The 22,889-nt window shown below is 61.0% G+C and carries 21 protein-coding genes; 10 read left to right on the forward strand and 11 right to left on the reverse strand.

Features of this window, described 5'->3' with window-relative positions; all coding sequences use genetic code 11:
* The first annotated feature begins 24 nt into the window (after positions 1-24).
* From AB4O40_RS27415 to AB4O40_RS27430, 4 genes are all read left to right on the forward strand, one after another.
* Positions 25-858, forward strand: a complete 834-nt coding sequence (locus tag AB4O40_RS27415) for an alpha/beta fold hydrolase (protein WP_056722154.1) — start codon at positions 25-27, stop codon at positions 856-858.
* 49 nt (positions 859-907) lie between these two features.
* Complete coding sequence (locus AB4O40_RS27420) at positions 908-1,357, forward strand: acyl-CoA thioesterase (protein ID WP_056722156.1); 450 nt, start codon at positions 908-910, stop codon at positions 1,355-1,357.
* Positions 1,358-1,480: 123 nt separating this feature from the next.
* Entirely contained in the window at positions 1,481-2,440 is a 960-nt protein-coding gene (locus AB4O40_RS27425; RefSeq protein WP_008050845.1) for a tRNA dihydrouridine synthase, read from the forward strand.
* 132 nt (positions 2,441-2,572) lie between these two features.
* Positions 2,573-3,019: an Hsp20 family protein gene (locus AB4O40_RS27430; protein ID WP_057715580.1), complete on the forward strand. Its 447-nt coding sequence runs from the start codon at positions 2,573-2,575 to the stop codon at positions 3,017-3,019.
* Positions 3,020-3,103: 84 nt separating this feature from the next.
* Here AB4O40_RS27430 and AB4O40_RS27435 read toward each other — a convergent pair whose 3' ends face one another.
* The 11 genes from AB4O40_RS27435 to AB4O40_RS27485 all read right to left on the reverse strand — a co-directional run bounded on the left by AB4O40_RS27435 (position 3,104) and on the right by AB4O40_RS27485 (position 16,158).
* Positions 3,104-4,036: a phosphatidate cytidylyltransferase gene (locus AB4O40_RS27435; RefSeq protein ID WP_460057092.1), complete on the reverse strand. Its 933-nt coding sequence runs from the start codon at positions 4,034-4,036 to the stop codon at positions 3,104-3,106.
* 1 nt (position 4,037) lies between these two features.
* Positions 4,038-4,658, reverse strand: coding sequence for a lysophospholipid acyltransferase family protein (locus AB4O40_RS27440; RefSeq protein ID WP_460057089.1), 621 nt, complete (start codon positions 4,656-4,658; stop codon positions 4,038-4,040).
* Positions 4,659-4,667: 9 nt separating this feature from the next.
* A complete protein-coding gene (locus AB4O40_RS27445) occupies positions 4,668-5,123 on the reverse strand; it encodes a hypothetical protein (protein ID WP_460057086.1) in 456 nt (151 codons plus the stop codon).
* Complete coding sequence (locus AB4O40_RS27450) at positions 5,113-6,456, reverse strand: phosphatase PAP2/dual specificity phosphatase family protein (protein WP_460057083.1); 1,344 nt, start codon at positions 6,454-6,456, stop codon at positions 5,113-5,115. Before AB4O40_RS27450 ends, AB4O40_RS27445 begins: the two co-directional genes overlap by 11 nt.
* Positions 6,456-8,210, reverse strand: a complete 1,755-nt coding sequence (locus tag AB4O40_RS27455) for a bifunctional alpha/beta hydrolase/class I SAM-dependent methyltransferase (protein WP_460057080.1) — start codon at positions 8,208-8,210, stop codon at positions 6,456-6,458. The genes AB4O40_RS27450 and AB4O40_RS27455 overlap by 1 nt, the downstream gene beginning before the upstream one ends.
* A 10-nt stretch (positions 8,211-8,220) precedes the next feature.
* Positions 8,221-8,844 carry a CDP-alcohol phosphatidyltransferase family protein gene (locus AB4O40_RS27460; RefSeq protein ID WP_460057073.1) on the reverse strand — a complete coding sequence of 208 codons (624 nt, stop codon included), beginning with the start codon at positions 8,842-8,844 and terminating at the stop codon, positions 8,221-8,223.
* A 101-nt stretch (positions 8,845-8,945) separates the two neighbouring features.
* Entirely contained in the window at positions 8,946-9,521 is a 576-nt protein-coding gene (locus tag AB4O40_RS27465; RefSeq protein WP_460057070.1) for a hypothetical protein, read from the reverse strand.
* Positions 9,522-9,556: 35 nt separating this feature from the next.
* The gene (locus tag AB4O40_RS27470; protein WP_460057067.1) at positions 9,557-10,171 is read right to left on the reverse strand and encodes a hypothetical protein; all 615 of its coding nucleotides are present in this window, start codon (positions 10,169-10,171) and stop codon (positions 9,557-9,559) included.
* On the reverse strand, positions 10,168-11,631 hold the full coding sequence (locus AB4O40_RS27475) for a PAAR domain-containing protein (protein ID WP_460057064.1): 1,464 nt from the start codon (positions 11,629-11,631) through the stop codon (positions 10,168-10,170). Before AB4O40_RS27475 ends, AB4O40_RS27470 begins: the two co-directional genes overlap by 4 nt.
* A 292-nt stretch (positions 11,632-11,923) precedes the next feature.
* On the reverse strand, positions 11,924-15,202 hold the full coding sequence (locus AB4O40_RS27480) for a PAS domain S-box protein (RefSeq protein ID WP_223540980.1): 3,279 nt from the start codon (positions 15,200-15,202) through the stop codon (positions 11,924-11,926).
* Between the two features lie 65 nt (positions 15,203-15,267).
* Entirely contained in the window at positions 15,268-16,158 is an 891-nt protein-coding gene (locus AB4O40_RS27485) for a LysR family transcriptional regulator (protein ID WP_056722165.1), read from the reverse strand.
* A 147-nt stretch (positions 16,159-16,305) separates the two neighbouring features.
* Between AB4O40_RS27485 and leuC the strand changes: the two genes are divergently transcribed.
* The 6 genes from leuC (at position 16,306) to AB4O40_RS27515 (ending at position 22,824) form a co-directional block, all read left to right on the forward strand.
* Positions 16,306-17,724 carry a 3-isopropylmalate dehydratase large subunit gene (leuC, locus tag AB4O40_RS27490; RefSeq protein WP_460057060.1) on the forward strand — a complete coding sequence of 473 codons (1,419 nt, stop codon included), beginning with the start codon at positions 16,306-16,308 and terminating at the stop codon, positions 17,722-17,724.
* 11 nt (positions 17,725-17,735) lie between these two features.
* Positions 17,736-18,380, forward strand: coding sequence for a 3-isopropylmalate dehydratase small subunit (leuD, locus tag AB4O40_RS27495; protein ID WP_056722170.1), 645 nt, complete (start codon positions 17,736-17,738; stop codon positions 18,378-18,380).
* 144 nt (positions 18,381-18,524) lie between these two features.
* A complete protein-coding gene (locus tag AB4O40_RS27500; protein WP_056722172.1) occupies positions 18,525-19,292 on the forward strand; it encodes a class I SAM-dependent methyltransferase in 768 nt (255 codons plus the stop codon).
* A 51-nt stretch (positions 19,293-19,343) separates the two neighbouring features.
* Entirely contained in the window at positions 19,344-20,426 is a 1,083-nt protein-coding gene (gene leuB / locus AB4O40_RS27505) for a 3-isopropylmalate dehydrogenase (RefSeq protein ID WP_056722174.1), read from the forward strand.
* A gap of 66 nt (positions 20,427-20,492) precedes the next feature.
* Positions 20,493-21,605 carry an aspartate-semialdehyde dehydrogenase gene (gene asd, locus AB4O40_RS27510; protein ID WP_007975660.1) on the forward strand — a complete coding sequence of 371 codons (1,113 nt, stop codon included), beginning with the start codon at positions 20,493-20,495 and terminating at the stop codon, positions 21,603-21,605.
* Positions 21,606-21,813: 208 nt separating this feature from the next.
* Complete coding sequence (locus AB4O40_RS27515) at positions 21,814-22,824, forward strand: aspartate-semialdehyde dehydrogenase (protein ID WP_056722177.1); 1,011 nt, start codon at positions 21,814-21,816, stop codon at positions 22,822-22,824.
* The last annotated feature ends 65 nt before the right edge of the window (positions 22,825-22,889 follow it).

The raw sequence follows: 22,889 nt of genomic DNA on the forward strand, positions 1-22,889 counted from the left end.
AGGCTGCGGCCTGAGGAGAATGCGATGAGCGCGTTAAAGTGGGTTCGTGGCGTTAATGGCACCTTGGGCTGGTTTGCCCCGAAACTGGTCGCAAGCAAAATGCGACAGGCGTTCATGACGCCACGGGATCTGCCGCTGCGTGACTGGGAGCTGCCACTGTTGGCCAGGTCCGAGCGAATCACCCTGCGTTTCGGTCTCTCGGCCTTGCGCTGGGGCCAGGGCCCGGCAGTCTTGCTGATGCATGGTTGGGAAGGGCGGCCCACGCAGTTTGCCAGCCTCATCACCGCGCTGGTCGATGCCGGTTACTCGGTCGTGGCTCTCGATGGTCCGGCCCACGGTCGCTCGCCGGGCAGCGAAGCGAATGTGGTGCTGTTCGCCCGCGCCATGCTTGAAGCGGCCGCCGAACTGCCCCCCCTGCAAGCGGTCATCGGCCACTCCATGGGCGGCGCCAGTGCGATGCTCGCGGTCCAGTTGGGCTTGCGCACCGAAACCCTGGTCACCATTGCCGCTCCGGCGCGGATTCTCGGCGTGTTGCGTGGCTTTGCCCGCTATGTCGGGCTGCCACCGAAGGCCCGCTCGGCGTTCATTCGCCAGGTCGAGCAAGACGTTGGCATGCGAGCCGCGATGCTGGATGTCGCGCACTATCAACTCGACATGCCTGGCCTGATTGTCCACGCCGAAGACGACAACTTCGTCCTGGTGAAGGAATCCCAGCTGATTCACGAAGCCTGGTTCGACAGTCGCTTGTTGCGTTTGAAGGACGGTGGTCATCAGCGAGTGTTGGCTGACCCGCAGGTGATTGATGGCGTGTTATCACTGCTGGCCGGGCGCAGTCTGCAATCGCGCCAATCCGCCTGAGCTTCCGTTACACTGCCCCGGTCGAAATTATCTGACCAGGGAGTCGGGCATGGGCTGGGATCGGGAAACGCCGTTCATCATTGATCTGCAAGTGAGCGCCGAGGACATTGACGGGTTGGGGCATGCGAACAACGCGGTCTACGTGACCTGGCTCGAGCGCTGTGCCTGGCGCCACTCCCAGCGCCTTGGCCTGGACCTGGTCGAATACCGGCGGCTGGACCGGGCCATGGCGGTGGTGCGACACGAGATCGATTACCTGGCGGCAGCCTATGAGGACGATGAGTTGCAATTGGCGACCTGGATCGTCGATTGGGATCAGCGCCTGAAAATGACCCGGCACTTCCAGTTGATCCGCCCCAGCGACAACACCACGTTATTGCGCGCGCAGACCACGTTTGTCTGCATCGAACTGTCCACCGGCAAGCCCAAGCGCATGCCGACTGAATTCATCGAGGGCTATGGCCCGGCGATCCGGGCGCAGGAGTTGGTACAACCCTGACTTCATGTGGGAGCGGCGGTGCGGCGGTCCGACTTGCTCGCTCCCACAATGGATCTGCGATGTTCTGCAGATTTTCTCTGAACCCAGTAAACTGCCGCACGTTTTTCCTCGAGTGTGTTTTTCATGCAAATTGCTTTGGCGCCCATGGAGGGGTTGGTCGACGACATCCTGCGCGATGTGCTGACCCGCGTGGGTGGTATTGACTGGTGCGTGACCGAGTTCATTCGGGTCAACGACCAGTTGCTCACACCTGCCTATTTCCACAAGTTCGGCCCGGAGTTGCTCAACGGTGCCCGGACGGCCTCCGGTGTGCCGCTGCGTGTGCAACTGCTCGGTTCCGACCCCGTGTGCCTGGCGGAAAATGCCGCGCTGGCCTGCGAGCTGGGTTCCGAAGTGATCGACCTGAACTTCGGTTGCCCGGCCAAGACGGTCAACAAATCCCGTGGTGGCGCGGTATTGCTCAAGGAACCCGAACTGCTCAACCAGATCGTCGAGCACGTCCGTCGTGCCGTCCCCGCGCACATTCCAGTCACCGCCAAGATGCGCCTGGGCTTCGACAGCCCGGACGGTTCGCTGGTGTGTGCCACGGCCCTGGCCGAAGGCGGCGCCGAACACATCGTGGTGCATGCGCGGACCAAGGTCGACGGCTACAAGCCGCCAGCGCACTGGGAATGGATTCCGCGGGTGCAGGACGTGGTCAAGGTGCCGGTGTTCGCCAATGGCGATATCTGGAGCGTCGAAGACTGGCGGCGCTGCCGCGAGATCAGCGGCGTGGAAGACATCATGCTCGGTCGCGGCCTGGTTTCGCGTCCGGATCTCGCCCGGCAGATCGCCGCGGCGCGGGCCGGTGAGGAGGTGGTCGAGATGACCTGGGCCGAGCTGCTGCCGCTGATCCAGGACTTCTGGCTGCAAGCCAAGGCGCAGATGACGCCACGCCAGTCGCCGGGTCGCCTGAAGCAATGGCTGGCGATGCTGACCCGCAATTATCCCGAGGCGGTGGAACTGTTCACCGTGCTGCGTCGTGAGACCGAGCTGGATAACGTCTCGCGTTTGCTGGGGCTGCCGGTGGCAGAGGCGGCCTGAAACTTTTTACAAAAAAAGCAGAAAATAATCTCTTGAAATGCAATCAGCGATCCCTATCTAAGGATTACGCGATGCCGAATTCGGGTCGCGGAGACAAAAAACCTTGCTGATTGTTTTCAGGAGATTTGCATCATGGCTACTACATTATCCCTGGCCCCACTGTTCCGTTCCTCGGTAGGTTTCGACCGTTTCAACGACCTGTTCGAGACCGCCCTGCGCAACGAACCAGGCAGCAGCTATCCACCCTATAACGTGGAGAAACACGGCGACGATCAATACCGCATCGTCATTGCCGCAGCCGGTTTCCAGGAAGAAGATCTGGAACTCGAAGTCGAGAAGGGTGTACTGACCATCAGTGGCGGTAAACGCGACGCGAACGAAGACGTCACTTATCTGTATCAGGGCATTGCGCAACGTGCCTTCAAACTGTCCTTCCGTCTGGCGGACCACATCGAGATCAAGGCTGCCGGACTGAGCAACGGTCTGTTGAGCATCGACCTGCTGCGGGTGATTCCGGAAGAGGCGAAAGCCAAGCGCATCCCGATCAACGGGACGCAAAAGCCGGCTCTGCAACACTGAGTCAGAGCCAGAGGTCGGGCTGGGTGAGCGTCACTCAACCGACTGACACCAAAAGACCCCGACTTGTCGGGGTCTTTTTTTGACTCAAGTCCAGCCGTAGCGCACCAGGTGAAAGAAGATCGGTGCCGCAAAACACACCGAGTCCAGCCGGTCGAGCATGCCGCCATGACCTTCGATCATGTGCCCCCAGTCCTTTACGCCACGGTCGCGCTTGATCGCTGACATCACGATGCCACCGGCGAACCCCAGCAAGTTGATCAGCAGGGCGATGAACAGTGACTGCCAGGCAGTGAACGGCGTGATCCACCACAAGGCGCAGCCGATCAGTGAGGCCAGCACAACGCCGCCGACAAAACCTTCCACTGTTTTGGAGGGCGACAGTTTCGGCGCGATCTTGCGTTTGCCGAACAACTTGCCGCACACGTATTGCAGCACATCCGACATCTGCACCACGATCACCAGATAAGCGATCAACAGCAGGTTTCGCCCTTCATAGCTGGCGATGTCCAGCGTCAGCAGGGCGGGCACGTGGGACACGCAGAACACGGCGATCATCAGGCCCCACTGGACCTTCGAGGCGCGCTCGAGGAAGTGCGTGCTGTCGCCGCCCAGGGATGCCAGGATCGGCAGCAGCAAAAACACGTAGACCGGGATGAAAATCGAAAACAAACCGTACCAATCGTAGTAAATCAACAGGTACTGCAGCGGCAACGCCAGGTAAAAGGCCGCCACCAGTGCCGGGTAGTCGCTGCGACGTGTCGGCATGAGGGTCATGAATTCGCGCAGGGCGTAGAACGACACCGTGTAGAACAGCAGGATCACCGCAGTGGTACCGAGCCAGAAGGCCGCCCCGATCACCAGTACCATCATCCACCAGGCGTTGATGCGGGCATTGAGGTTGTCGATCACCGGGTTGGGGGTGCCGTGTGTACGTCGCTTGAGCACGAAACCGATCAGCGAAGCCAGCAGCAGAAACGCGCCGATGCCCGCGAACAACATCAAGGTCTGTCTGTCCATGTCAGGCATGCTCCCCGGCCAGGTTCAGCAGCGCTTCGCGACTGCGCTCGAGAAACTGCGTCTTGCTTTCTTCTTCGCTCAGGTTCAGCGCGGCACCAAAGCTGATGGTGCACAACAACGGTAGCGGCAGCACGCGCCCCTTGGGCATGACGCGGTTGAGATTGCCGATCCACACCGGGATCAATTGCGCCTCGGGGTACTTTTTCGCCAGGTGATACAGCCCGCTTTTGAACGGCAGCAGACCGTCTTCGGGATTGCGTGTGCCTTCAGGGAAGATGATCAGCGAATCGCCGTTTTCCAGGGCGTCGAGCATCGGCTGCAACGGATTCTCGGCAGCATCCTTGCGCTCACGGTCAACCAGCACGCCATTGAACACGCGGTTGATGATGTACCGACGCAGTGGGCTTTTGAGCCAGTAATCGGCGCCGGCGACCGGTCGTGTGATGCGACGCAAGGTCGGCGGCAGCGAGGCCCATAGCAGCACGAAATCACCATGGCTGCTGTGGTTGGCGAAGTAGATGCGCTGCACCGATTGCGGCGCGCAACCGAGCCAGAGGCTGCGGGTACCGGTGAGGAGGCGCGCGGCCGAGGTGATGAGCGTGGCAATCACGGGTTCCAGCATGAGAACTCCTTATCCGGCAAAGTTCAGCCAAGGGCCGGCCAAGATGAAAAACAGGGTCAACAGCACCTGTGCCGCCACCAGCAGTGCCTGGCGGTGCAACAGCTTCAGGGCGCCGGTGATACGTTCGCTCCAGGGGCGCCCGCCATGCTCGGCGGGCTGCAGATTCAACGTTGTCAGGGCTTGATCCAGGGACAGGGTGTGCTCGGGAAGATTTTCAGCTCGCTCGGCAAGGCGTTGGAACAGATCGGCATCGAATGCCACCCGCAGCGCCCAGTATTTTTGCCCCAGGCCGAGCAACAGCAACCCACAGCTGCAGGTCGCGCTCCAGAACCCCTGGTCGGCCAGGAGGGACTGGCTCAGGCCGAACAAGGCGCCCAACAGGGTAAGCCCGTTGGACAGTCGATCCAGCAAGTCGCCACGACGCAACAGACTGGCTGTCACTTGCAGCTGCATATCAATGGACAATGCTACTCTCCATGCGGGTCGCTACCTGCTCCAGGGCTTTTCGTTGAAGGGGACCCAGAACAATCCCTGGACGCGCGCACTGGATCAGCCGGATAGCTTCATCGACGCTGGCAGCCCGCCCGCTGTGCAGCAGCCACGCCGCTACCGCCGTGGCGCTGCGCGAGTAGCCCAGCGCGCAGCAGACCAGCAGCGGGCCTTGCTGGCGCAGGCTTTCGATGTCCAGCGCCGCCTCCTGGCATTGCGCGGCTGTGGGAGCGGTCAGGTCCAATACAGGCAGCGATCGGTAGGCGACGGAGCCCGGGTTCAGTGACAGTTCGGCACAGAGGTCGAGCACGGCGGTGAAAGCACTATTCTTGAGCTCTTGGTGTGTCGGTATGCGTCCGAGCCAGACGTTATCGAGTACTTGATCGGGATCTGGATCCTTGCGGGTCCACAGGCGCGAATTGAGCCAGGCGGCGGCCAGATAGGGGGCCAGTAGCCAGCGGGCAGCAGCTGACAGGCGTCCGTTGGCCCGTTTCTGAAAGCCGCCCGTGTTCAGCACCGCGTAATTGAGCGCCACCAGCAACAGCGCCAGCGCCGGCCAGAGCAGCCACAGCCAAACTCCCCCCAAGAAAAAAGCCGGGACAGTGAAAGCCGCCGCCCCCAGCACGTAATACAGCGCCAGTTTCCAGCGTTTTCCCCGGGGCGCCAGACGCGCGGTTTGCAGGAGGGAGGAGCCCTCCAGCGGCCATAGCCAGACACACAGCCAGCCGAGCATCACGCCGGTGGGCAGATCGATGAAGTGGTGCTGGTAAGTGGTTAATACCGAGATCCCGATCAGGGCGAACCAGCCATGCATCACCGTGCGCCAGATGCCCTGCAAGTGCCGCTGATAACAGGCCCAGAGGATCACCAGCAAGGCGATGTGCAGCGATGGTGCCTGATTGAACGGCTTGTCAAAGCCGGCAAGGACATCGAACAGCCAGCCAAACACGCCATCCAGTTCGGGTCGGGCGAAAGTGAAGCGCAGCGGCCATATCAGAAAACAACTGACGGCAATCGCCTGCGCGGTCAGCAGGCGCAAGGCATGGCGTTTTAGTTCCTCGCGGCTGCGGGGCAGCAGCAGGGATAAGCCGTACAGCAGATCAATGGACCAGTAAGGGACAATGGTCCAGGCCCAGAATGGCATGTGGTTTTCCCAACCGAACACCAGGCTGCCGACATCGTCGCGCTGGTCGGTGACCCAAGTGGCGAAACCATAGGTGCCGAAGAACAGCGGCGCCAGTAGCAATAGCCAGAGCACTGCCGATTTGAGCAAGCCAGGCTCGGGTGCCGCCGTTGCAGTGAGCTGCATCACGACACCCGTTGCGCGAGGGCCACGCTGAAGATGCCCCACTCATCGACGCGCAGGTCGATCCTGCGAAAGCCGGCGGCCTCCACCAGTTGGTCCATTTCCGCCTGGGTGCGGCGGCGCATGACCCAGGCCTGGCCTTCACGGTGACTGGTCAAGGCGCGGGCGATCAGCTCCAACTGCGGGTGCCAGGGTTGACCGGTATAGACCAGATAGCCACCGGGTTCGACGGCGTCGGCCAGGCCGGCGAGGGAGGCGCTGACCATTTGGTTGTCGGCGAATAACTCGTACAGACCGGATACCACCGCCAGGGTCGGCCTGGGCTCCAGTGCAGTCAGGTCGGCACGGTCGAAAGCATCGCCCTTGACGAATCGTGCGATCCCTTCCAGGCCTTTTTCGCGGATCAGCGCACTTCCATCACGCACATTGATGTCGCTGTAGTCGCGCAACAGAATCGACTCGGGCAGCGGGCTGACACCCTGCAAAGCTTCGAGAATGTAGCGCCCGCGTCCGGCGGCGATGTCGACAATGCGCACTTCGCGATCCTGGTCGCGTAACTGCTGCATGGCCAGGCGCAGCAACTCTTCGACATTCAGCTTGCGTTGGCGAATGCCGCGCCAGCCGATGGAGTTCAGGTAATTGCGGTCGATCATGCGGCCGAGACCGGATGTGCCGGTGGGGGTGTTGCGGTAGACGTAGTCCAGGGTACTGCCGGAGTCGAACCCGGTGTCGAACCCCAGCTTGATCCCCGACGACAGCTGGCTGCCCAGGCGCATGCTGGCGCGGGTTATGCGCCAGTACAGGTCACGCAGGGAGTTGTGCGGCAGTGGTGCGGCCAATGATTCGGATTCGGCGCAGGTCGGGCCCAGGCGGTCGGCGGCCAGCAGGGAAGGGCGGGCATTGGGTTGGGCGAAATTCTGCAGGATGAAGCGGCGTGCGCTGGCGACGGCGGGGCCGCGATGCTTTTCGCCCAGGGTGTCGTGGAAGAAGCCCGGCAGCACATGTTTTTCCTTGTGCAGGCTGCCCAGACGATCGAAGAACTGTTCCTGGGGTTGGCGATGCACCACGAAATCGGCGCCGGAGATCAGCAACTGAACGGGTATCTGAATCGCCTGGGCATCGGCCACGACCCGTTCGGCAGCTTTGTAGAGACCGAGCAGGACATTCACGGAAATGGCCTTGGTGATCAGCGGGTCATTGTCGTAGCTGGCGACGCGTTGCGGGTCATGACTGAGGAACCGCGCCTTGACGTAGCTGTTGACGAAAAAGTTGCCGCGCCACTTGCGCATCAGCGCCAGCCCCTGGCGGGCGAAAGGCACATAGAGCTTGACCCTGAACGCCGGCGACGCCAGCACCAGCGAGCGTATGCGTGGTGCGTAATCGTGGGCCCAGGTGGCGACGATCACCGCACCGACGCTTTGGGCGATCACCGTGAGATTTTCCTCGTCAATCTGGTAAGTCGCCTTCAGGTGCTCGCAGAAGGTCTGCACGTCGCGCACGCTGGTGGCAAAGCCCGGGCTGTCGCCACGGGCGCCCGGCGAGAGGCCATGGCCTCGGGCATCCCAGGCAAAGAAGTCGTAGCCGGGCAAGTCCAGTTCATCCACCAGGTGGGCAATGCGCCCCGAGTGTTCATGGCCGCGATGAAACAACAGCACGGCCTTGCGCGGTTCGTCCGGGGCCCGGGTGCCAGGCCAGTATCGGTAAAACAGTTCCACGCCATCATGGGTGGTGAATGTCTGCTGGCGAGCTTCGCGCATTGCCAATTCCTTAGGCTGAAGAGCCATCTTGTTGTGCTTCCTTGAGGCCCTGGCGGACCCGGTTTACCAGGGTGCAGAGCAACAGCGCCGCGATGATCGCGAACACCCCATTGATCCAGAAAGCGTTGATCCAGCCCACCGCGATGCCGGTGGCCACGACCCCCAGCACGAAAGCCCGGTCACTTTTACCCATGGGCCCGTCATAGCGCCGTGAGGCACCGACCATTGGCCCCAGCACGCCGCTGTACTCGCTGAACAAGGCGAGCAAGGTCGCCAGCAGCACCAGCCACAGGCTGACGTCCGGCAACAGGGCAAAAGGCAGGATCAGCGCACAGTCTGCGGCGATATCGCAAAGCTCATTGAGGTAGGCGCCCAGGCGCGACTGTTGGCCGAATTCCCGAGCCAGCATGCCGTCGATGGCGTTGAGCGCCATGCGCACGATCATCCAGACGGGAACCAGCACAAACACCCAGGGGTGATGCACGAACCCGGCGATCATCGCGCCCACCAGCACCGAGCCAATGCCCGCCAGCACTGTGATCTGGTTGGCGGTGGTGCCGTTGTCGAACAAGCGTCGGACCAGAGGGCGCAGGAGGTTTTGGAAGGCAGGTTTGATCTGGTAGATGCTGGGCACGTTGATGGGGTCTCAGCCAGTGGGGGTGACGGTGATTGAGTGTAGATGGCATCTTGCGAGACCGGGGCTGGGCGCTGTACCGATCAAGCGCAGCCGCAGGGTCAGGGATTCGTCCATGGCCTAGCCAGTGCCAGCGTGATGAGGTAGCGCTCTTGCGTGGGACGCTTTTTGTCCTTGAAGCGATGAACCACCAGCATCACTTGATATTTGTCTTGCGCATGCCAGTAGGAGGTACCGCCCTTGTTCACGTCGCGCAATCGGGCTCGCCATTCTGGTGTGTCGGCGAATGGTGGGTCTTCCTCGATTCGGATCGGAGTCCAGCCGGCTGCGCGCAATTGGTCTTGCAAATCCAGTACGACCTTGAGGGTGTCGTCGAGCAGTAGTGGCTCGATTTGTGGAGACATGCGGACATTGCCGACTCGCTCATCATCGAAACTTACGCTGAGGAAGCGCGCCAATGGGGTCACAAACCCGTATTGAGGGTCTATGAAACGCAGGCGAGCATCAGTACTGGGGATGTCGAACCAATAATGCCCAGGGATAGCTGGACCTATGGTTGCAGTGGAGCGCTGGCGCATATCTTCCCAAGGCTCGCCAATCATCAGGGCTATTTCCGCTTCATCCGACAGGACTTCAATCGCCGCCAACGTCAGGAGGACCGCGCCAGCCAGTGCCAACGCACCCCGTCGCTAGCCTATGCACTGCAGCAAACTCATTGCATGCCCCGTGATCGGTGGATTCCCAATGTGATGAGATAGCGTTCCTCGGTGGGACGCTTGCTGTCCCTGAAGCGACTGACCACCAGCATCAGTTGGTACTTGTCACCTGCTCGCCAATAGGCTGTACCGCCTTTGTTGACATCGCGAAGTTGGGCTCGCCATTGCGGGGTGTCGGCGAAGGATGGGAAGTTCTCGGTTCGGACAGGTATCCAACCAGCGTTGCGCCATTGCTCCTGCAAATCCAGCACGACTTTGAGGGTGTCGTCGAGCAGTAGTGGTTCGATTTGCGGGGACATGCGGACACTGTTTATCACCTCCTTGTTGTAAATAATCGTAAAAAAGCTGGCTAGCGGGGTTACGAAGCCGTACTCGGGATCCATGAAACGCAGACGGGCATCCGTCTTTGGAATGTTGAACGACACCTGCCCGGGAATAGCCGGACCGATGGCCGCGCTGGAGCGCTGACGCATAACCTCATAGGGCTCACCTAGGAGTAGAGCAATTTCCGGTTCATCCGACAGGACCTGAATCGCCGTTGCTGTCAGGAGGGCCGCGACTGCCAGCAACGAGAAGCTGCGGCGCCAGCCCAAACGATGCAACAGACTCATCGCACGCCACCACCGACGGCAATCTCCCGAATCGACTGCTCAATCCGATCGCGCTGGTCGCTATGCAGCAGATCGTCAAACTGCGCCGCGGCCTTGAGCACGAAGGCCATGCGCCGCTCGACGTCAGCCAGGTCGGCGAAGGGAAAGTTGCTAAACCCAACGGTGCGCCCGTCCTCGACGGGACGGCACTGACTGGCCAGGGTCAGTTCAATGGCCTGAGCAGCCCCGGAAGGAAGGTTGGTGACGTAGGAGAAATGGTTACCGCGCAGCAACCATTTCAGTCCAGTGTCGTCGTACATCGCCGGTTGCAGGATGTTGACCTGCTCGTGCGTGGCAAGAAACGCCACACTTTCCGCGATATTGCCAGCGTCAATCGCCTCGAAGGCCAGGAGGATTTCATCATGGTCAATCCCGAACTTCAGCGTTTCCTGTCCGACCGGCCACAGTACCGGATGCTCACCAGTGCCATAGATGTTCTTCCGTGAAGCCAGGCAAGCCTTCAACGCCTCCAACCCCCGCTCCGCATAAAACACATGCAACGGATACACATCCAGGAACAGCGTGGTATTGCCCATGGCCAGCATCTCGTGCACGAACCGGTACATCCGTTGCGCGAGGGGCAACGCACTGTCGACACCCCAATGGGTGAAGCCCCACACCGGGTTGTCGCGGTTGGCCTGTTCGTAGTCGCGCTGGCGCTGTTCAAACTCCCGAATCGTCGCCCGCTTTTCCCGCTCGCTGGGGCTGAGCAAACCCACCAGCCCTTGCCTGGCGCTGTCCCTCAACTGCTGCATCGTCTCTTCTTCAGTCTGCATCTTGTCGATCGACTCCGCCGCGTGCAGCAGGCCGCAGCCCACCTGCTTGGAGGCAAAGGCCGCCAGCCCCGCCCACTGGAAGCGCTGATCATGACGCCACAACTGCGCGTACGCTGCGTTGATTGCCTTGTTGCGCGCTTTCGGGTCGGTGATCAGCCTGCCACCCGGCGCCACGACGTTTTCGACCCGTTGCTGGTAGCCGCGCCAGAGGTTCTCGCAGGCCGTTCCCGGCCGTTCGCTGAAGGTCGGCGTGGCAGTCTTCGCTGCCGAAGCAGGCCCGGACTGGCGAGGCGCGACCGGATTGGCAGGGGCAGGAGGAGTCGCGGGTTGAGGGACGGCCCTGGCTGTGGGGGGCGCTGGAGTAGCCTGAGAGATATAGCTGGTTATCGTAATCGAATGCTGCAGCGTGGCTTTGCAGGGACAACTGCTGACACTGTCCAACGTGCCGGCTACGGGCCTGCCGTGACTATCAATGAACGAGACACCACCCTGGATTTGAAAGAATTCGCTGCTCTTGCCGCAAGACACCCGGTCCCCTTCGCGGGCATGGGCGAAGCCAAACATCGTGATGCGGGTATCGCCCTCCAGCACCTCGCCGCCGCAGCTGGTCTTATCGCCCTTGCGAATGAAATATCCCTTGGCCATTGCATCAACTCCTGTTTTTTCGCGACTTGAGCGAGCCGCCCCAAGGGCCCGCCAGCAAGCACATGGTGCCGGCTCCCGAGTGAAAATCGAGGCATGGCAACGTGCGGCGCACAGGGTCAGCGCCGGAGAAATAAACGTAAATAGGATGTTTCCGAGATGCGTGTAGGAAATGGGGATGAATGGCTTTTTTCAACGGTCGTACGACGATTAGGGTGATGGAGCCGCGTTTTTCCAATCAGCCCGCGTCATCGTTAGCGTGCATCGCAAGCAAGCTCGCTCCTACAAGGGGGTGTTATTTCAATAGTTTTTTAAACTCCTCCACCGGCAACGGCTGGCTGTGCAAGTACCCCTGATAGAAATGGCACTCCAGCCCCTGCAGGAACTCAAGCTGCTCCGCTGTTTCCACCCCTTCGGCAATTACCTTCAAATCCAGGCTGCGGGCCATGGCGACGATGGCGCGGATGATCTCGGCGTCGTTCGGGTCGCTGGTGGCGTCGCGGATAAACGACTTGTCGATTTTAAGGGTATCGACCGGCAAGCGCTTGAGGTAGGTCAGTGAGGAGTAGCCGGTGCCGAAGTCGTCCATGGCGAAGCTCACGCCGAGTTTTTTCAGGCGACGCATTTTGTTGATGGTGTCTTCCAGGTTCTGGATCACGATGCCTTCGGTGATTTCCAGCTTCAACAGGGAGCAGGGCAGGCCGTAGCTGGCCAGGCTTTGTTCAATTCGTTCAACGAAGTCGTTCTGGCGGAACTGGCGCGGGCTGATGTTCACGCACAGGCTGAATTTGTACGGATTCACCAGACCGTTGTCGATCAATTGCTTGAAGGCCTGGCAGGCTTCGTCGAGGATCCAGTTGCCGACTTCCAGAATCAGCCCGCTGTCTTCCAGCACCTTGATGAACTCGTTGGGTGACTGCGCGCCGAGCTCTGGATGACTCCAGCGCACCAGCGCCTCGGCACCGACGATGCGGTCGCCCCGGGCGTCGACCTGGGGTTGGTAATGCACGCGAAACTCGCCCCGGGAAAGCGCCAGGCGCAGGTCGGTTTCCATGCGCAGGCGTTCGCTCGCGGCCTTCTGCATGGTGTTGTGGTACATCTGCGCGGTATTGCGCCCCGAGTCCTTGGCGCGATAGAGCGCGATGTCGGCGCGCTTGAGCAGGTCGGTCGGAGTCGAGCCGTGATCGGGGATCAGGGCAATGCCGATGCTGGGCGTCACTTGCAGGCGCTGGCCGTCGAGGAACATCGGCTCGGACAGCAGCTCGCGGATGGTGTCGGCCACTTCGCGAACCTGATCGCTGACCTCGCTGCGCGAGCCTTCGAGGCCGCTGAGCAGGACCACGAATTCGTCACCGCCCAGGCGCGCAACGGTGTCCTCCATGCGCACGCTGGCCTCCAGGCGCGCGGTGATGATTTTCAGCACCGTATCGCCCACCGGGTGCCCGAGGGAGTCGTTGATGTGCTTGAAATGGTCGAGGTCGAGGAACATCAGTGCGCCGCGCAGGTTATGGCGTTTGAGCAGGGCGATCTGCTGGCTCAGGCGGTCCATCAGCAAGGCGCGGTTGGGCAGGTTGGTCAGTGGGTCGTGGTAGGCCAGGTGGCGGATCTGCGCTTCGGCGTTTTTCAACAGGCTGACGTCACGCGCGGTCAGCAGCAGGCAGGCGGTTTCGTTGAGGGTGATCGGTTCCACCGAGACTTCGACGGTGAGCAGTTCGCCGCGCTTGTTGCGCCCGAGCATTTCCTGGTGATGAACCCGGCCCTTGATCTGCAATTCGGCCAGTAGCGCCGAGCGTTGTTTTTCTTCGGCCCAGATCCCGACCTGATACACCGTGCGGCCCACCACTTCCTCGGCGCGGTAGCCGGTCAGGCGGCAGAAGCCGTCGTTGACCTCCAGATAGCGCCCGGTGTCGCGCTCGGTGATGGTGATGGCGTCGGGGCTGGAGTGGAAGGCCTTGGCGAATTTCTCTTCACTGGCCTTGAGCGCCGCTTCCGAGCGCTGTTGCTGGGTGATGTCGCGCAGCGTGGTGACGATGCAGGGCTGGTCGCCGACGCTGATCTGGCGGCTGGAAATCACGCAAGTCAGGGCCTGTCCGTCCTTGTGCTGGACCAGAATGGCCACGTTGTTCAGGCCTTGTTCGCGGATCACTTGTTCGATCCGTCGCAGGCTTTTCGCCGAAGCGTCCCACAGGCCGATTTCGTCGGCGCTGCGGCCGATCACATCGGCGGTGCTCCAGCCGAAGGTCTGGGTGAAGCTGGAGTTGATCTCAATGAACTGGCCGGAGTCCTGGCGGGTGACGCAGATCGGATCGGGGCTGACCTGGAACAGCGTGGCGAATTTTTCTTCGGAGGCCACCAGCCGTTGTTCACGCTCCACTTGGTCGGTGATGTCGAGCAATGTGCCGGCCATGCGCACCGGCACGCCGCTGTCATCACGGTAGAGGCGGGCACGGCTTTCCAGGTAGCGCGAACTGCCGTCGGGCAATTGCACGCGGTAGGTCAATTGATAGTTGCCGGCCGGGCCTTCACGCAGGCTACGGTAAGCGTCGCGCATGGTGTCGCGTTCTTCGCCGGGCACGCCTTCGAAGAACTCGTCGAAGGACTCGTGGAAAGGTTTGGCGTCCAGACCGTGCAGTTGGGCGGCCCGTGCCGATCCGTAGAGCATGCCGCTGGGAATGTGCCAGTCCCAGGTGCCCAGTTGCGCCGAGTCCAGGGCCAGGTCGAGGCGTTCCTGGCTGTCCTTGAGGGCTTGTTCGGCGACTTTGCGTTCGGTGGTGTCAAGGAAAGTGCTCAGTAGATAGGGCTGGCCTTCGAGCTCGACCTTTTGCGCACTGAGGATGCCGTCGTGGATCTGGCCATTGCTGGCGCGAAACTGCACTTCCATGCTGACCAGGTCGCCTTTGGCTTTGGTGGCCTTGACCAGTTCGTCCCGTTGCTCGGGGTGTACCCACAGGCCCAGCTCCAGGGTGGTGCGGCCGATTGCATTCTGTACCGGCCAGCCGAACAGGCTTTCGAAATACTGGTTGGCTTCGGTGATCAGGCCGTCTTCCTGGCGGGTCAGCAGGACCATGTTCGGGCACAGGTGGAACAGGGTGGCGAAGCGTTTTTCCGAGCTGCTCAACGCCTGTTCGCGCTGGCGCTGGTGGGTAATCTCGCGGATCACACCGATCATCCGTGGCCGGCCGTGCTTGTCGGGCAAGAGGCTGCCGCTGATTTCCAGCCAGTGCAGGCTGCCATCGGGCCAGCGGATGCGGTGGTGCATCATTTGCTCCAGCGGCGCGCCAGCGATGACCGCGTGGAACGCGCGAACGGTTTTCGCGCGATCTTCCGGGGGCAGCAGGTCGAGGTATTCCAGATCCGCTGGCAACGGTTTGCGGGGGTCGAAGCCAAACAACGCCTGCGTACCCCGGGACCAGCTGATCTGCCCGCGCTCGATATCCCAATACCAGGCACCCAGGCGCGCGCCGTTGAGCGCGGCCAACAGTTGCGAGGCACTTTCCCAGCTCTGTTCGGAGTTTTTCGGGTCAAGTGCCTGTATACGCGGCATAGGCGGAATACGATCAACAGATTTGGGCATTGGCAAGCCTTAGGCTGAATGGGCGTTTGGCACGGGAATTCGCGGCTCTATAGGAGTAGCACAACTTAGCCTTGAGTCCCTGGCGGATCGAGTTGAGCATCCAGCAGCGCCATGAAGGCCCGCGCGGCGTTCGACAGTGTCCTTTCCGTGTGCAGGATATAGCCTAGCTGGCGAGTGAGTTGTATGCCCGGCAAAGGTATGCGCGCCACCTGCTCATCGAGCATGGTGCGCGGCAAAACGCTCCAGGCCAGGCCGATCGAGACCATCATCTTGATGGTTTCCAGGTAATTGGTACTCATGGCGATGTTGGGCGTCAGGCCCTGGGCTTCAAACAGCCGCTGCACAATGTGGTGGGTGAAGGTGTTGCCGCCGGGGAAGACCGCCGGGTGTCGGGCGATGTCCGCCAGGCTGACCTTGCCGTTATTGAGCAACGAATGCTCCGGGGCAACCACGAAATCCAGCGGGTCGTCCCACACCGGGGTGGCCTGGACCAGTGCATGGGGTTCCGGTGCCAGGGTAATGACCGCCAGTTCGGCGCGGCCATGGAGAATTTCCTCGTAGGCCACTTCCGAATCGAGGAACTGAATATCCAGCGCCACCTGTGGGTAGCGTCGGGTGAACTCCCTTAATAAGGGCGGCAAACGGTGCAGGCCGATGTGGTGACTGGTGGCCAGGGTCAGACGGCCGGTCACTTCGCCCGTGAGGTTGGTCAGGGCACGGCGCGTATCATCGAGAACATTGAGAATCTGGTAGGCCCGCGGCAGCAGGGCGCGCCCGGCCTCGGTCAGGCTCACTTCACGCCCCAAACGATCGAACAGGCGCACCTTCAATTGCTGCTCCAGCCCGGCGATGCGTTTGCTGATCGCAGGCTGGGTCAGGTGCAGTCGTTCGCCGGCGCCGGAGAAGCTTCCGGTCTCGGCGATGGCAATAAAAGCATTGAGGTTGGCCAGGTCCATGGTTGTATTCCACTTGGTTATCCAAAGCATAAAAAATATGAATTTGAGTTATTTAATGTAACCCCATAGGATCAGCCTCACAAGCCAAAGGGTTATTGAGCACTTCAAGACCCGGGGCATAGAAACAAGCTGATGAGGAACCGTCTGATGGCCGGCAAAACGCTCTACGACAAGCTCTGGGATTCGCATTTGGTCAAGCAGCGCGACGATGGCTCCGCGCTGATCTACATCGATCGTCACATCATCCACGAAGTGACCTCGCCGCAAGCCTTCGAAGGCCTGCGTCTGGCCGGGCGCAAGCCATGGCGCATCGATGCCAACATCGCGACCCCGGACCACAACGTACCGACCACGCCGGAGCGCAAGGGCGGCATCGACACCATCGTTGACCAGGTCTCGCGCCTGCAAGTCCAGACCCTCGACGACAACTGCGATGAATACGGCATCGTCGAGTTCAAGATGAACGACGTTCGCCAGGGCATCGTCCACGTCATCGGCCCGGAGCAGGGCGCGACCTTGCCGGGCATGACCGTGGTCTGCGGCGACTCCCACACCTCGACCCACGGCGCGTTCGGCGCCCTGGCTCACGGTATCGGCACCTCCGAGGTCGAGCATGTGCTCGCCACCCAGTGCCTGGTCGCCAAGAAAATGAAGAACATGCGGGTAGTGGTCGAAGGCCAATTGCCGTTCGGCGTGACCGCCAAGGACATCGTGCTCGCCGTGATCGGCAAGATCGGCACCGCCGGCGGTAACGGCCACGCCATCGAATTCGCCGGCAGCGCGATTCGCGACCTGTCCGTTGAAGGCCGCATGACCATCTGCAACATGTCCATCGAAGCCGGCGCTCGCGTAGGCCTGGTGGCTGCGGACGAAAAGACCGTGGCTTACGTCAAGGGCCGTCCATTTGCTCCGAAAGGCGCGGAATGGGAACTGGCCGTTGAAGCCTGGAAAGACTTGGTGTCCGATGCCGATGCGGTGTTCGACACCGTCGTTGAGCTCGATGCGACCCAGATCAAGCCGCAAGTCAGCTGGGGCACTTCGCCTGAGATGGTGTTGGCGGTGGACCAGAACGTGCCGGATCCTGCGAAGGAAATGGACCTGGTCAAGCGCGGTTCCATCGAGCGCGCCTTGAAGTACATGGGTTTGACCGCCAACCAGGCGATCACCGACATTCAGCTCGACCGCGTGTTCATCGGTTCGTGCACCAACTCGCGGATCGAAGACCTGCGTGCCGCGGCGGTGATCGCCAAGGGCCGCAAAGTGGCCTCGACCATCAAGCAGGCCATCGTCGTGCCGGGCTCGGGTCTGGTCAAAGCCCAGGCGGAGTCGGAAGGCCTGGACAAGATTTTCCTCGAAGCCGGTTTCGAATGGCGCGAGCCGGGTTGCTCGATGTGCCTGGCGATGAACCCGGACCGTTTGGAGTCCGGCGAGCATTGCGCCTCGACCTCCAACCGTAACTTCGAAGGCCGTCAGGGCGCCGGTGGTCGTACCCACCTCGTCAGCCCGGCCATGGCCGCGGCCGCCGCTGTGAACGGTCGTTTCATCGACGTCCGTGAATTGATCTAAAGGAGCGCAGCATGAAAGCTTTTACCCAGCACACTGGTCTTGTCGCGCCTTTGGATCGTGCCAACGTCGACACCGACCAGATCATCCCGAAGCAGTTCTTGAAGTCGATCAAGCGCACGGGCTTCGGCCCGAACCTGTTCGATGAATGGCGCTACCTGGATGTGGGCCAGCCTTACCAGGACAACTCCAAGCGTCCGCTGAACAAGGACTTCGTCCTCAACGCCGAACGTTACCAGGGCGCCAGCGTGTTGCTGGCCCGTGAGAACTTCGGTTGCGGCTCCAGCCGCGAGCACGCGCCGTGGGCGCTGGAAGAGTACGGTTTCCGCAGCATCATCGCGCCGAGCTATGCCGACATCTTCTTCAACAACAGCTTCAAGAACGGCTTGCTGCCGATCATCTTGAGCGATGCCGAAGTCGATGAACTGTTCCAGCAGGTCGAGGCCAATCCGGGCTACCAGTTGCAGGTCGACCTGCAAGCCCAGACCGTGACCCGCCCTGACGGCAAGGTGTTGAGCTTCGAAATCGATGCGTTCCGCAAACACTGCCTGCTCAACGGCCTGGACGATATCGGCCTGACCTTGCAGGACGGCGATGCGATTGCGACGTTTGAAGCCAGGCATCGTGCGAGCCAGCCTTGGTTGTTTCGCGACGCTTGATTTTGCGTAAGGCGTAATGACGCCATCGCGAGCAAGCTCGCTCCCACACTGGATTGCGGCGTTCACAAAACCTGTGGGAGCGGGCTTGCTCGCGAAGACGGTAGCTCAGACGACATAAGGCTAAACCCCAAAAAGGAAGTCCCCATGACCAGCACCGCCCAGCACAGCCAGGTAGTCCAGAAGCAATTCGGTGAACAGGCTTCGGCCTACCTGAGCAGCGCCGTACACGCTCAAGGCACCGAGTTCGCGCTGCTACAGGCCGAACTGGCGGGGCGGGGCGATGCCCGGGTCCTGGACCTTGGGTGTGGTGCCGGTCACGTGAGTTTTCACGTAGCCTCATTGGTGAAAGAAGTGGTGGCCTACGACCTGTCCCGGCAGATGCTCGACGTGGTGACCGCTGCCGCTGTCGACCGTGGCTTGAGCAACGTGACCACGGTCAATGGTGCCGCTGAGCGCCTGCCGTTTGCCGATGGCGAATTCGATTTCGTCTTCAGCCGCTATTCGGCGCACCATTGGAGTGATCTGGGCGTGGCCCTGCGTGAGGTGCGTCGAGTCCTGAAGTCGGGCGGCGTGGCGGCGTTCGTCGACGTGTTGTCACCGGGTAGCCCACTGTTCGACACTTACCTGCAAAGCGTCGAAGTGCTGCGCGACACCAGTCATGTGCGCGATTATTCCGCCGGCGAGTGGTTGCGTCAGGTCAGCGAGGCGGGGCTGCACACCCGCAGTACCACTCGTCAGCGCCTGCGCCTGGAGTACAACAGCTGGGTCGAGCGCATGCGCACGCCTGAAGTGATGCGCGCGGCGATCCGCGAGTTGCAGCAGTCGATGGGCAATGAAGTGCGCGAATATTTCGAGATTGAGGCCGATGGTTCGTTCAGTACCGATGTACTGGTGCTGATGGCTGAACGATAGAATTTTTCCGGGTGCGTCCATGGGCGCACCGACTGATGACATGAGGAAAGCATGAGCAAGCAGATTCTGATTCTCCCAGGTGACGGTATTGGCCCGGAAATCATGGCCGAAGCGGTCAAGGTGCTGGAATTGGCCAGCGACAAGTTCGCCCTGGGTTTCGAGCTCAGTCATGACGTGATCGGCGGCGCAGCCATCGACAAGCATGGCGTGCCCTTGGCCGACGAAACCCTGGAACGTGCCCGCGCGGCTGACGCCGTATTGCTGGGCGCCGTTGGCGGTCCGAAATGGGATGCGATCGAGCGTGACATCCGCCCTGAGCGCGGCCTGCTGAAGATCCGTGCGCAACTGGGCCTGTTCGGCAACCTGCGTCCGGCGATCCTGTACCCGCAACTGGCCGAGGCTTCCAGCCTGAAGCCGGAAATCGTTTCCGGGCTGGACATCCTGATCGTTCGCGAATTGACCGGCGGCATCTACTTCGGTGCGCCACGCGGTACCCGTACCCTGGAAAACGGCGAGCGTCAGTCCTATGACACCCTGCCGTACAGCGAAAGCGAAATCCGCCGCATCGCCCGTGTCGGTTTCGACATGGCCATGGTCCGTGGCAAGAAGCTGTGCTCGGTGGACAAGGCCAACGTACTGGCCTCCAGCCAACTGTGGCGTGAAGTGGTCGAACAAGTGGCCAAGGATTATCCTGAAGTCGAACTGAGCCACATGTACGTCGACAACGCCGCGATGCAGCTGGTGCGCGCACCGAAGCAGTTCGACGTGATCGTCACCGACAACATGTTTGGCGACATCCTGTCCGACCAGGCCTCGATGCTCACCGGTTCCATCGGCATGCTGCCGTCGGCGTCCCTGGACACCAACAACAAGGGCATGTACGAGCCGTGCCACGGTTCGGCGCCGGACATCGCGGGCAAGGGCATTGCCAACCCGTTGGCGACCATTTTGTCGGTGTCGATGATGTTGCGTTACAGCTTCAACCAGCAGGCCGCGGCCGATGCCATCGAGAAAGCCGTCAGCCTGGTGCTGGATCAGGGCTTGCGCACCGGTGACATCTGGTCGGCCGGTTGCACTAAAGTCGGTACGCAGGAAATGGGTGACGCAGTAGTCGCCGCGCTGCGGAATCTGTAATCTCTCGGGCCCGCTGCCAAATTCAAGACAAGGTAGCGGTCCACATTTCAAGAAGGTGTAGTTGCGATGAAACGTGTAGGTCTGATCGGTTGGCGCGGCATGGTCGGTTCCGTGCTCATGCAGCGGATGCTGGAAGAGCAGGATTTCGATCTTATCGAGCCGGTGTTTTTCACCACTTCCAATGTCGGTGGCCAAGGCCCGTCCGTGGGCAAGGACATTGCTCCGCTCAAGGACGCTTACAGCATTGAAGAGCTGAAAACCCTCGACGTGATTCTGACCTGCCAGGGTGGCGACTACACCAGCGAAGTCTTCCCCAAGCTGCGTGAAGCCGGCTGGCAGGGTTACTGGATCGATGCCGCTTCCAGCCTGCGCATGCAGGATGACGCGGTGATCGTTCTGGATCCGGTGAACCGCAAGGTCATCGACCAGCAGCTGGATGCGGGCACCAAGAACTACATCGGCGGCAACTGCACCGTCAGCCTGATGCTGATGGGCCTTGGTGGCCTGTTCGAGGCTGGCCTGGTGGAGTGGATGAGCGCCATGACCTATCAGGCGGCATCCGGTGCCGGCGCGCAGAACATGCGTGAACTGATCAAGCAAATGGGCGCGACCCACGCCGCTGTTGCCGATCAACTGGCCGATCCGGCCAGCGCGATCCTCGACATCGACCGTCGTGTGGCTGAAGCCATGCGCAGTGACGCGTACCCGACTGAAAACTTCGGTGTACCGCTGGCCGGCAGCCTGATCCCATGGATCGACAAGGAACTGCCGAACGGTCAGAGCCGCGAAGAGTGGAAGGCCCAGGCCGAGACCAACAAGATCCTCGGTCGCTTCAAGAGCCCGATCCCGGTCGATGGCATCTGCGTGCGCATCGGCGCCATGCGCTGCCACAGCCAGGCGCTGACCATCAAGTTGAACAAAGACGTACCGATCGCTGATATCGAAGGACTGATCAGCCAGCACAACCCTTGGGTCAAGCTGGTGCCGAACAGCCGCGAAACCAGCATTCAGGAGCTGAGCCCGAACAAGGTCACCGGCACCCTGAACATCCCGGTTGGCCGTCTGCGCAAGCTGAACATGGGTTCGCAATTTGTCGGCGCGTTCACCGTCGGCGACCAGTTGCTGTGGGGCGCGGCCGAACCGCTGCGCCGCATGCTGCGGATCCTGCTCGAGCGTTGATCGTTTGATGCAATGAAAGAACCCGCGCCTTGAAAGAGGTGCGGGTTTTTTTATTGGCCGTTAAAAGATCGCAGCCTTCGGCAGCTCCTACAGGTGCTCGCATTCCTTTGTAGGAGCTGCCGAAGGCTGCGATCTTTTGTTCTAAATTGCCGAACCGCCAACCACCCGGTAAAGTGCCGCTCCCCCCGTTTCGCCAGAGGTAAAACCCATGAGCCAGACCATTGATATTGCCGTGATCGGCGCCACCGGTACTGTCGGCGAAACACTCGTGCAGATTCTCGAAGAGCGCGATTTCCCGATCGGCACCCTGCACCTGTTGGCCAGCAGCGAATCGGCCGGCAGTTCGGTACCGTTTCGCGGCAAGAACGTGCGGGTACGGGAAGTCGATGAGTTCGACTTCAGCAAGGTGCAATTAGCATTCTTTGCCGCCGGCCCGGCGGTTTCGTTGAGTTTCGCTTCCCGCGCCAGCGATGCCGGTTGCTCGGTGATCGATCTCTCCGGTGCCTTGCCGGCCGAAAAGGCGCCGCAGGTCGTGCCAGAGGCCAACGCCCAGGTGTTGGCCGGTTTGAAAAAGCCCTTTCAGGTCAGCAGCCCAAGCCCGTCGGCCACCACGCTGGCAGTGGTGCTCGCGCCACTGATGGATTTGCTCGATTTGCAGCGCATCAGCCTGACCGCGAGCCTTGCGGTATCGGCCCAGGGCCGTGAAGCCGTGAGCGAGCTCGCCCGGCAGACCGCTGAACTGCTGAATGTGCGGCCGCTGGAGCCGAAATTCTTTGATCGGCAGATGGCCTTCAACCTGTTGGCCCAGGTCGGCAAGCCGGATGAGCAAGGTCATACGTTGCTGGAAAAACGCCTGGTACGTGAGCTGCGTCAGGTCATGGCGCGGCCTTCATTGAAGATTTCCGTCACTTGCATTCAAGCCCCGGTGTTTTTTGGCGATAGCTATAGCGTGACCCTGCAGTCCGCGAGTGAAATCGACCTGGGGAAAGTCAATGCGGCCCTGGAAGATGCGCCCGGCATCGAGCTGGTGGAAGCCGGTGATTACCCGACCCCGGTGGGCGATGCAGTAGGGCAGGATGTGGTCTACGTTGGTCGGGTTCGTCATGGTATTGACGACACGTCGGAACTTAATCTGTGGCTGACGTCAGATAACGTACGCAAAGGCGCGGCGCTCAACGCTGTGCAACTGGCCGAGTTGTTGATTAAAGACCTGCTGTAAAAGATACTTTGCAACAATTTGTCGAATGATTCCTCGCGAGCCTATGCTTGCCGGAGTACTGAAGG

The organism is Pseudomonas sp. S2_F07, from assembly GCF_054668325.1.